Source organism: Citrobacter sp. CK185 (assembly GCF_030333565.1).
In the GTDB taxonomy this organism is placed as follows: domain Bacteria; phylum Pseudomonadota; class Gammaproteobacteria; order Enterobacterales; family Enterobacteriaceae; genus Citrobacter_B; species Citrobacter_B koseri.
This window is the reverse complement of record NZ_JAOWFR010000001.1, coordinates 115,065-125,693: the sequence shown is the minus strand read 5'-3', so window position 1 is coordinate 125,693 and position 10,629 is coordinate 115,065. Positions and strand designations below refer to the sequence as shown.

Annotated in this window: 9 protein-coding genes; all 9 read left to right on the top strand. The window is 56.0% G+C overall.

Annotated features, from left to right (window positions below; translation table 11 throughout):
- Position 1: 1 nt before the first annotated feature.
- The 9 genes from murD (at position 2) to lpxC (ending at position 10,389) form a co-directional block, all read left to right on the top strand.
- Entirely contained in the window at positions 2–1,318 is a 1,317-nt protein-coding gene (gene murD, locus OGV79_RS00555; protein WP_012134074.1) for a UDP-N-acetylmuramoyl-L-alanine--D-glutamate ligase, read from the top strand.
- Positions 1,318–2,562, top strand: coding sequence for a cell division protein FtsW (gene ftsW / locus OGV79_RS00550; RefSeq protein ID WP_024130710.1), 1,245 nt, complete (start codon positions 1,318–1,320; stop codon positions 2,560–2,562). The genes murD and ftsW overlap by 1 nt, the downstream gene beginning before the upstream one ends.
- Positions 2,559–3,626, top strand: a complete 1,068-nt coding sequence (gene murG, locus OGV79_RS00545) for an undecaprenyldiphospho-muramoylpentapeptide beta-N-acetylglucosaminyltransferase (protein ID WP_286466653.1) — start codon at positions 2,559–2,561, stop codon at positions 3,624–3,626. The genes ftsW and murG overlap by 4 nt, the downstream gene beginning before the upstream one ends.
- A gap of 52 nt (positions 3,627–3,678) precedes the next feature.
- Positions 3,679–5,154, top strand: a complete 1,476-nt coding sequence (murC, locus tag OGV79_RS00540) for a UDP-N-acetylmuramate--L-alanine ligase (protein WP_286450389.1) — start codon at positions 3,679–3,681, stop codon at positions 5,152–5,154.
- Entirely contained in the window at positions 5,147–6,067 is a 921-nt protein-coding gene (locus OGV79_RS00535; protein WP_012134070.1) for a D-alanine--D-alanine ligase, read from the top strand. Before murC ends, OGV79_RS00535 begins: the two co-directional genes overlap by 8 nt.
- Position 6,068: 1 nt before the next feature.
- A complete protein-coding gene (gene ftsQ, locus OGV79_RS00530) occupies positions 6,069–6,899 on the top strand; it encodes a cell division protein FtsQ (protein WP_012134069.1) in 831 nt (276 codons plus the stop codon).
- On the top strand, positions 6,896–8,158 hold the full coding sequence (gene ftsA, locus OGV79_RS00525) for a cell division protein FtsA (protein WP_003018755.1): 1,263 nt from the start codon (positions 6,896–6,898) through the stop codon (positions 8,156–8,158). The genes ftsQ and ftsA overlap by 4 nt, the downstream gene beginning before the upstream one ends.
- Positions 8,159–8,219: 61 nt before the next feature.
- Positions 8,220–9,371 carry a cell division protein FtsZ gene (gene ftsZ, locus OGV79_RS00520; RefSeq protein WP_004857884.1) on the top strand — a complete coding sequence of 384 codons (1,152 nt, stop codon included), beginning with the start codon at positions 8,220–8,222 and terminating at the stop codon, positions 9,369–9,371.
- A gap of 100 nt (positions 9,372–9,471) precedes the next feature.
- Positions 9,472–10,389 carry a UDP-3-O-acyl-N-acetylglucosamine deacetylase gene (gene lpxC / locus OGV79_RS00515; RefSeq protein ID WP_012134068.1) on the top strand — a complete coding sequence of 306 codons (918 nt, stop codon included), beginning with the start codon at positions 9,472–9,474 and terminating at the stop codon, positions 10,387–10,389.
- The last annotated feature ends 240 nt before the right edge of the window (positions 10,390–10,629 follow it).

Genomic DNA, 10,629 nt, shown 5'->3' with positions numbered 1-10,629 from the left:
CATGGCTGATTACCAGGGTAAAAAAGTCGTCATTATTGGTCTGGGATTGACCGGACTTTCCTGCGTGGACTTTTTCCTGGCGCGCGGCGTAACGCCGCGCGTAATGGATACCCGTGCGACGCCGCCGGGTCTGGACAAATTACCGGAAGCGGTAGAGCGTCACGTCGGCAGCCTGAATGATGACTGGCTACTGGCGGCGGATCTGATCGTCGCCAGCCCTGGTATTGCTCTGGCGCACCCTTCACTGAGCGCTGCCGCCGATGCGGGTATTGAGATTGTCGGTGATATCGAACTGTTCTGTCGCGAAGCGCAGGCGCCGATCGTGGCGATCACCGGATCGAACGGTAAAAGCACCGTGACCACGCTGGTAGGCGAGATGGCGAAAGCGGCGGGCGTGAACGTGGGCGTTGGCGGTAACATCGGTCTGCCTGCGTTGATGCTGCTGGACGCCGCTCGCGAGCTGTACGTACTGGAGCTTTCCAGCTTCCAGCTGGAAACGACATCCAGCCTACAGGCCGTTGCCGCAACCATCCTGAACGTTACCGAAGACCATATGGACCGATATCCGTTTGGTCTGCAACAGTATCGCGCGGCAAAACTGCGCGTGTATGAGAATGCGAAAGTTTGCGTGGTGAATGCCGATGACGCGCTGACCATGCCGGTACGCGGCGCGGATGCGCGTTGCGTCAGTTTTGGCGTCAACATGGGGGATTATCACCTCAATCGCCAGCAGGGCGAGACCTGGCTGCGGGTGAAGGGGGAAAAAGTGTTGAACGTGAAAGAGATGAAGCTTTCCGGCCAGCACAACTACACCAATGCGCTGGCGGCGCTGGCGCTGGCCGATGCGGCGGGTTTACCGCGCGCCAGCAGCCTGAAAGCGTTGACGACCTTTACCGGCCTGGCGCATCGCTTCCAGCTGGCGCTGGAGCATAACGGCGTGCGCTGGATTAACGACTCCAAAGCCACCAACGTAGGCAGCACGGAAGCAGCGCTGAATGGCCTGCACGTAGACGGTACGCTGCACCTGCTGCTCGGCGGCGATGGTAAATCGGCGGATTTCTCTTCGCTCACCCGTTATTTGGGCGGCGATCGCGTTCGCCTGTACTGCTTTGGTCGTGATGGCGCGCAGCTGGCGGCGCTGCGCCCGGAAATCGCAGAACAAACTGAGACGATGGAAGAGGCGATGCGTCTGCTGGCGCCGCGTTTGCAACCGGGCGATATGGTCCTGCTGTCTCCGGCCTGCGCCAGCCTCGATCAGTTTAAGAATTTTGAGCAACGGGGCGATGTCTTTACCCGTCTGGCGAAGGAGTTAGGTTGATGCGTTTATCTCTCCCTCGCCTGAGAATGCCGCGCCTGCCGGGATTTGGAATCCTGGTATGGGTCTTTACGGCGCTTAAAGGCTGGGTGATGGCGTCGCGCGATAAAGACGACGATAGCCTGATCATGTACGACCGCACGTTGCTCTGGCTGACATTTGGCCTGGCGGCGATCGGTTTCATCATGGTGACGTCGGCGTCAATGCCTGTCGGACAACGTCTGGCGAACGATCCTTTCCTGTTTGCCAAGCGTGACGCGCTGTACATACTCCTGGCGTTTTGCCTGGCGATGATCACGCTGCGTTTACCGATGGAGTTCTGGCAAAAGTACAGCACCACGATGCTGATCGCGTCGATCATCATGTTGTTGATCGTGCTGGTGGTGGGTAGCTCAGTTAACGGGGCATCGCGTTGGATTGCGCTGGGGCCGCTGCGTATTCAGCCTGCGGAATTTACCAAACTGTCGCTGTTCTGCTACCTCGCCAACTATCTGGTGCGCAAAGTTGATGAAGTGCGTAATAACCTGCGCGGCTTCTTAAAACCGATGGGCGTGATTCTGGTGCTGGCGATTTTGCTGCTGGCGCAGCCCGATCTCGGGACGGTGGTGGTGCTGTTCGTTACCACGCTGGCGATGCTGTTTCTCGCCGGGGCGAAGTTATGGCAGTTCATTGCCATCATCGGCATGGGGATATCGGCGGTGATCCTGCTGATCCTCGCCGAACCGTATCGTATTCGCCGTGTGACCTCTTTCTGGAACCCCTGGGAAGATCCGTTTGGCAGCGGCTACCAGCTGACGCAATCCCTGATGGCATTTGGTCGTGGTGAGATGTGGGGGCAGGGGCTGGGGAACTCGGTACAAAAACTGGAGTATCTGCCGGAAGCGCATACTGACTTCATCTTCGCCATTATTGGGGAAGAACTGGGTTATATCGGTGTGGTACTGGCGCTTTTAATGGTATTCTTCGTCGCTTTTCGCGCGATGTCGATTGGCCGTAAGGCGCTGGAGATTGATCACCGTTTTTCAGGATTCCTGGCCTGCTCGATTGGAATCTGGTTCAGCTTCCAGGCGCTGGTCAACGTCGGCGCGGCGGCAGGCATGCTGCCAACGAAGGGTCTGACGCTGCCGCTGATCAGTTATGGTGGTTCCAGTTTGCTGATCATGTCGACGGCCATCATGTTTTTGTTACGTATTGATTATGAAACGCGTCTGGAAAAAGCGCAGGCGTTTACACGAGGTTCACGATGAGTGGTCAACCGAAGCGGTTAATGGTGATGGCGGGCGGTACTGGCGGACATGTGTTCCCAGGACTGGCCGTCGCGCACCATTTAATGGACCAGGGCTGGCAAGTACGCTGGCTCGGAACCGCCGATCGTATGGAAGCGGATTTAGTGCCGAAGCATGGCATTGAGATTGATTTCATTCGCATTTCCGGTTTGCGCGGAAAAGGCGTGAAAGCGCTGCTGGCGGCACCGCTGCGTATTTTTAACGCCTGGCGCCAGGCGCGGGCGATCATGAAGCAGTTTAAGCCTGATGTGGTGCTCGGCATGGGCGGCTATGTCTCTGGCCCCGGCGGTCTGGCGGCGTGGTCGCTGGGTATTCCGGTTGTGCTGCATGAGCAAAACGGCATTGCAGGGTTGACCAATAAGTGGCTGGCGAAAATCGCCACGACGGTGATGCAGGCTTTTCCCGGCGCGTTTCCGAAAGCGGACGTGGTCGGAAACCCGGTACGTACTGACGTACTGGCGCTCCCCTTGCCGCAAGAACGCCTGGCCGGACGTGAAGGGCCGATTCGCGTGCTGGTGGTGGGCGGCTCTCAGGGGGCGCGGGTATTGAACCAGACGCTGCCGCAAGTTGCGGCAAAACTGGGCGATACGGTCACTATCTGGCATCAAAGCGGTAAAGGCGCGCAGCAGACCGTAGAGCAGGCTTATGCCGGGGTGGGGCAACCGCAGCATAAGGTGACGGAATTTATTGATGACATGGCCGCAGCCTATGCGTGGGCGGATGTTGTCGTTTGCCGCTCTGGCGCGTTAACGGTGAGTGAAATCGCCGCCGCTGGTTTGCCCGCGCTGTTTGTGCCGTTTCAGCATAAAGACCGGCAGCAGTACTGGAATGCCCTGCCGCTGGAGAAAGCGGGGGCCGCCAAAATTTTTGAGCAGCCGCAGTTTACTGTGGATGCTGTCGCCAGCACCCTGGCCGGGTGGTCGCGAGAAACGTTATTAACCATGGCAGAACGTGCCCGCGCTGCATCCATTCCAGATGCCACCGAGCGTGTTGCAAATGAAGTGAGCCGGGCTGCCCGGGCGTAATTGTGGCGGTGCCTTTTGCACCGCATGAATTGAGAAGTGAATGGCGTAAAGAATGAATACACAACAACTGGCAAAACTGCGTTCTATCGTGCCCGAAATGCGTCGCGTTCGGCACATCCACTTTGTCGGCATCGGTGGTGCCGGTATGGGCGGTATTGCCGAAGTTCTGGCCAATGAAGGGTATCAGATCAGTGGTTCTGATTTAGCGCCGAATCCGGTTACGCAGCAACTGGCGAACCTCGGCGCCACCATTTTCTTCAATCATCGCCCGGAAAACGTGCGCGATGCGAGCGTGGTGGTGGTTTCCAGCGCGATCTCTGCGGATAACCCGGAGATTGTTGCGGCGCATGAAGCGCGTATTCCGGTGATCCGCCGCGCGGAGATGCTGGCGGAGTTAATGCGTTTTCGTCACGGCATCGCCATTGCCGGGACGCACGGTAAAACAACGACCACCGCGATGGTCTCCAGCATTTACGCGGAAGCGGGGCTGGACCCGACCTTCGTCAACGGTGGACTGGTGAAAGCGGCTGGCGTGCATGCGCGTTTAGGCCACAGCCGTTATCTGATTGCGGAAGCGGATGAGAGCGATGCGTCGTTCCTGCATCTGCAACCGATGGTGGCGATTGTCACCAATATTGAAGCCGACCATATGGATACTTACCAGGGCGACTTCGAAAATTTGAAGCAGACCTTTATTAATTTCCTGCACAATTTGCCGTTTTATGGTCGTGCAGTGATGTGTGTTGACGATCCGGTGATCCGCGAGCTGCTGCCGCGCGTGGGCCGTCAGACCACAACGTATGGTTTTAGCGACGACGCTGACGTGCGTGTGGAAGAGTACCGGCAGGTTGGTCCGCAGGGGCATTTTACGCTGCTGCGTCAGGATAAACCTGCAATGCAGGTGACGCTGAATGCGCCGGGCCGCCACAATGCGCTGAACGCGGCGGCTGCCGTGGCGGTGGCGACCGAAGAAGGGATTGACGACGAGGCGATTCTGCGCGCGCTGGAAAGCTTCCAGGGTACCGGGCGTCGCTTCGATTTCCTCGGCGAATTCCCGCTTGAACCGGTAAACGGTAAAGCAGGGACGGCGATGCTGGTCGATGATTACGGCCATCATCCAACGGAAGTTGACGCCACCATTAAGGCCGCGCGTGCAGGCTGGCCGGATAAAAATCTGGTGATGGTTTTCCAGCCGCACCGCTTCACGCGTACGCGCGATCTGTATGACGATTTCGCCAATGTGCTGACGCAGGTTGACGCGCTGTTAATGCTGGATGTTTACGCCGCAGGCGAAGCGCCAATTCCGGGAGCGGACAGCCGTTCGCTGTGCCGTACGATTCGCGGTCGCGGTAAAATTGACCCGATTCTGGTCTCCGATCCGGCGCAGGTTGCGCAAATGCTGGCGCCGGTATTAACCGGTAATGATTTGATTTTGGTGCAAGGCGCGGGAAATATCGGCAAAATTGCGCGCACCTTAGCTGAAATTAAACTGAAGCCGCAAACCCAGGAGGAGGAGCAACATGGCTGATAAAATCGCGGTCCTGTTGGGTGGAACCTCCGCCGAACGTGATGTTTCGCTGAATTCCGGCGCGGCGGTGCTGGCCGGGTTACGCGAAGGCGGCGTGGATGCGCATCCGATCGACCCGAAAGAGGTTGATGTCACCCTGCTGAAATCAATGGGTTTTCAGAAGGTGTTTATTGCGTTGCATGGTCGCGGCGGCGAAGATGGCACGCTGCAAGGGATGCTGGATCTGATTGGCCTGCCCTATACCGGCAGCGGGGTGATGGCTTCAGCAATCTCAATGGATAAACTGCGCAGCAAATTGCTGTGGCAGGGCGCCGGATTACCGGTTGCGCCGTGGGTGGCATTGACGCGCGCTGAGTTTGAAAAAGGGCTTAGCGACGACGCGCTAACGCGAATTTCTGCGCTGGGTTTGCCGCTGATTGTGAAGCCGAGCCGTGAAGGTTCCAGCGTCGGCATGTCGAAAGTGGTAGAAGAAAATGCTTTGCAGGCAGCATTAGCATTGGCTTTTCAGCATGATGAAGAAGTACTGATTGAGAAATGGCTCAGTGGCCCGGAATTTACGGTTGCGATACTCGGTGAAGAAATTTTACCGTCAATTCGTATCCAACCCGCCGGAACCTTCTATGATTATGAGGCGAAGTATCTCTCTGATGAGACACAATATTTCTGCCCGGCAGGTCTGGAAGAGGAACAAGAGGCTATTTTGCAGACATTGGTCCTGAAAGCGTGGACCGCGTTGGGTTGCAAAGGATGGGGCCGCATCGACGTCATGCTGGACAGCGATGGCCAGTTTTATCTGCTGGAAGCGAATACCTCGCCGGGTATGACCAGCCACAGTCTGGTGCCGATGGCGGCGCGTCAGGCGGGCATGAGCTTCTCGCAGTTGGTGGTACGAATCCTGGAGTTGGCGGACTGATATGTCGCAGGCTGCGCTGAACACGCGAAACAGTGATGAAGAGGTGTCTTCTTCACGCCGCAATAATGGAACGCGTCTTGCAGGAATACTGTTCCTGCTGACGGTGCTCTGCACCGTGTTTGTCAGCGGCTGGGTTGTGTTGGGCTGGATGGAAGACGCGCAGCGTTTGCCGTTGTCGAAACTGGTGTTGACCGGCGAGCGGCATTACACGCGCAATGATGACATCCGCCAGTCGATTCTGGCGTTGGGCGCGCCGGGTACGTTTATGACTCAGGATGTGAACATTATCCAGAGCCAGATAGAGCGTTTGCCGTGGATTAAACAGGCCAGCGTCAGAAAGCAATGGCCTGATGAATTGAAGATTCATCTGGTTGAATATGTGCCGATTGCGCGTTGGAATGATCAGCATATGGTTGATGCCGAAGGCAATACCTTCAGCGTACCGGCAGAGCGAACCAGTAAACAGGTATTACCCATGTTGTATGGCCCGGAAGGCAGCGCGAGTGAAGTGTTGCAGGGGTATCGCGATATGGGGCAGGTGCTGGCTAAGGACAGATTCACCCTGAAGGAAGCGGCAATGACCGCGCGTCGTTCCTGGCAGTTGACGCTGAATAACGATATTAAGCTCAACCTCGGCAGGGGCGATACGATGAAACGTTTGGCTCGCTTTGTAGAACTTTATCCGGTTTTACAGCAGCAGGCGCAAACCGATGGCAAACGGATAAGCTACGTTGATTTGCGTTATGACTCGGGGGCGGCAGTAGGGTGGGCACCCTTACCTCCAGAGGAATCTAATCAGCAACAGAATCAGGCACAGGCAGAACAACAATGATCAAGGCGACGGACAGAAAACTGGTAGTAGGACTGGAGATTGGCACCGCGAAGGTTGCCGCTTTAGTAGGGGAAGTTCTGCCCGACGGTATGGTCAATATCATTGGCGTGGGCAGTTGCCCGTCGCGAGGTATGGATAAAGGCGGGGTGAACGACCTCGAGTCAGTGGTGAAGTGCGTACAGCGCGCCATTGACCAGGCGGAGCTGATGGCGGATTGCCAGATCTCCTCGGTGTATCTGGCGCTTTCTGGCAAGCACATTAGCTGTCAGAATGAAATTGGTATGGTGCCGATCTCCGAAGAAGAAGTGACGCAGGAAGATGTGGAAAACGTCGTGCATACCGCGAAGTCGGTGCGCGTGCGTGATGAGCATCGTGTACTGCATGTCATTCCGCAGGAATATGCGATCGATTACCAGGAAGGCATTAAGAATCCGGTTGGTCTTTCCGGCGTGCGTATGCAGGCAAAAGTGCACTTGATCACATGCCACAACGACATGGCGAAAAACATCGTTAAAGCGGTGGAACGTTGTGGCCTGAAAGTTGACCAACTCATATTTGCCGGGTTAGCGGCCAGTTACTCCGTTTTAACGGAAGATGAACGTGAACTGGGCGTCTGCGTGGTTGATATCGGTGGTGGTACAATGGATATCGCCGTTTATACTGGCGGAGCGTTGCGCCATACCAAGGTAATCCCTTACGCAGGGAATGTCGTGACCAGCGATATCGCGTATGCCTTCGGTACGCCGCCGAGCGATGCTGAAGCCATCAAAGTGCGTCACGGCTGCGCGCTGGGCTCTATCGTCGGCAAAGACGAAAGCGTTGAGGTGCCGAGCGTGGGCGGTCGTCCGCCGCGTAGTCTGCAACGTCAGACGCTTGCGGAGGTGATTGAGCCGCGTTACACCGAGCTGCTCAACCTGGTCAACGAAGAGATTTTGCAATTACAGGAACAGCTTCGCCAGCAGGGTGTGAAACATCATCTGGCGGCGGGGATTGTATTAACCGGCGGCGCGGCGCAAATTGAAGGTCTTGCTGCCTGTGCTCAGCGCGTGTTCCATACGCAAGTGCGTATTGGCGCGCCGCTGAATATTACCGGACTGACGGATTATGCCCAGGAGCCGTACTACTCAACGGCGGTGGGGCTGCTTCACTACGGGAAAGAGTCCCACTTAAGTGGCGAAGCGGAAGTGGAAAAACGTGTTACGGCATCAGTTGGCTCGTGGATCAAGCGACTTAATAGCTGGCTGCGAAAAGAGTTTTAATTTTTATGAGACCGGCGACTATTAACGGTCTCAGGCGACAGGCACAAAACGGAGAGAAACTATGTTTGAACCTATGGAACTGACCAACGACGCGGTGATTAAAGTCATCGGCGTCGGTGGCGGCGGCGGTAATGCCGTTGAACACATGGTGCGCGAGCGCATCGAAGGTGTTGAATTCTTCGCGGTGAATACCGACGCTCAGGCGTTGCGTAAGACTGCGGTTGGGCAGACCATTCAGATTGGTAGCGGCATCACCAAAGGTCTGGGCGCGGGTGCAAACCCGGAAGTCGGCCGCAATGCGGCGGACGAAGATCGTGAAGCACTGCGTGCAGCGCTTGACGGCGCAGACATGGTGTTTATCGCAGCAGGCATGGGCGGCGGTACCGGTACCGGTGCAGCGCCAGTGGTTGCGGAAGTGGCAAAAGATTTAGGTATCCTGACCGTTGCCGTGGTGACGAAGCCTTTCAACTTCGAAGGCAAGAAGCGCATGGCATTCGCGGAGCAGGGTATTACTGAGCTGTCCAAACATGTGGACTCGCTGATCACCATCCCGAACGACAAGCTGCTGAAAGTGCTGGGACGCGGTATCTCCCTGCTGGATGCGTTTGGCGCGGCGAACGACGTGCTGAAAGGCGCGGTGCAGGGTATCGCTGAGCTGATTACCCGCCCGGGTCTGATGAACGTCGACTTTGCAGACGTGCGCACCGTGATGTCCGAAATGGGCTACGCGATGATGGGCTCCGGCGTGGCAAGCGGTGAAGACCGTGCGGAAGAAGCGGCAGAAATGGCGATCTCTTCTCCGCTGCTGGAAGATATCGATCTGTCTGGCGCGCGCGGCGTGCTGGTTAACATCACTGCGGGCTTCGACCTGCGTCTGGATGAGTTCGAAACCGTTGGTAACACCATCCGTGCTTTTGCGTCGGATAACGCGACCGTGGTTATCGGTACTTCTCTGGACCCGGATATGAACGACGAACTGCGCGTCACCGTTGTGGCAACCGGTATTGGTATGGACAAGCGTCCTGAAATCACCCTGGTGACCAACAAACAGGTACAGCAGCCGGTGATGGATCGTTACCAGCAGCACGGCATGGCGCCGCTGACGCAAGAGCAGAAGCCGGTCGCAAAAGTGGTGAACGACAATACGCCGCAAACGGCAAAAGAACCGGATTATCTGGATATCCCTGCGTTCCTGCGTAAGCAAGCCGATTAAGAATTGGCTGGAATTTGGGATTCACGGCTCTTTGTGCTAAACTGGCCCACCGAATGTATAGTACACTTCGGTTGGATAGGTAATTTGGCGAGATTATACGATGATCAAACAAAGGACACTTAAACGTATCGTTCAGGCGACAGGTGTCGGTTTACATACCGGCAAGAAAGTCACCCTGACCTTACGCCCTGCGCCGGCCAACACCGGGGTCATCTATCGTCGCACCGACTTGAATCCACCGGTAGATTTCCCGGCCGATGCCAAATCTGTGCGTGATACCATGCTCTGTACGTGTCTGGTCAACGAGCATGATGTACGGATTTCAACCGTAGAGCACCTTAACGCTGCTCTGGCGGGTCTGGGTATCGATAATATCGTTATCGAAGTCGATGCGCCGGAAATCCCGATCATGGATGGCAGTGCTGCTCCGTTCGTCTACCTGCTGCTTGATGCGGGTATTGATGAGCTGAACTGCGCCAAAAAATTTGTACGCATCAAAGAGACGGTTCGCGTCGAAGATGGCGATAAGTGGGCTGAATTTAAGCCGTACAATGGTTTTACGTTGGATTTCACCATCGACTTTAACCATCCGGCGATTGATTCCAGCAGCCAGCGCTATGCGATGAACTTCTCTGCGGACGCGTTCATGCGCCAGATCAGCCGTGCGCGTACCTTCGGTTTCATGCGTGATATCGAATATTTGCAGTCCCGTGGCCTGTGCCTGGGCGGCAGCTTCGATTGTGCCATCGTTGTTGACGATTATCGCGTACTGAACGAAGACGGCCTGCGTTTTGAAGACGAATTTGTTCGTCACAAAATGCTCGACGCGATCGGTGACTTGTTCATGTGCGGTCACAACATTATTGGTGCGTTTACCGCGTATAAGTCCGGTCACGCATTGAATAACAAACTGTTGCAGGCTGTCCTGGCGAAACAGGAAGCCTGGGAATATGTGACCTTCCAGGACGACGCAGAACTGCCGTTGGCTTTCAAAGCGCCTTCGACTGTACTGGCATAATAGCTATACACAAAATCATTCAAGTTGCATCAAGGCGGCAACTGAGCGAATTCCCGGAAACGTACGACCAGTACGTGACTGGGGTGAGAGAAGGCAGCCAACAAAGAGGCAGCTTGAAGGATGAAGTGTATACCTGTCGCATAAATTCGACTGGTTAATCTGGCACCCTCTCCGGCCAGGTAAGCCAGTCGTTTTTTTATCTCTTCCGTCCGGCGTTTGCCTTCGCCTTTTTCTCTGCCA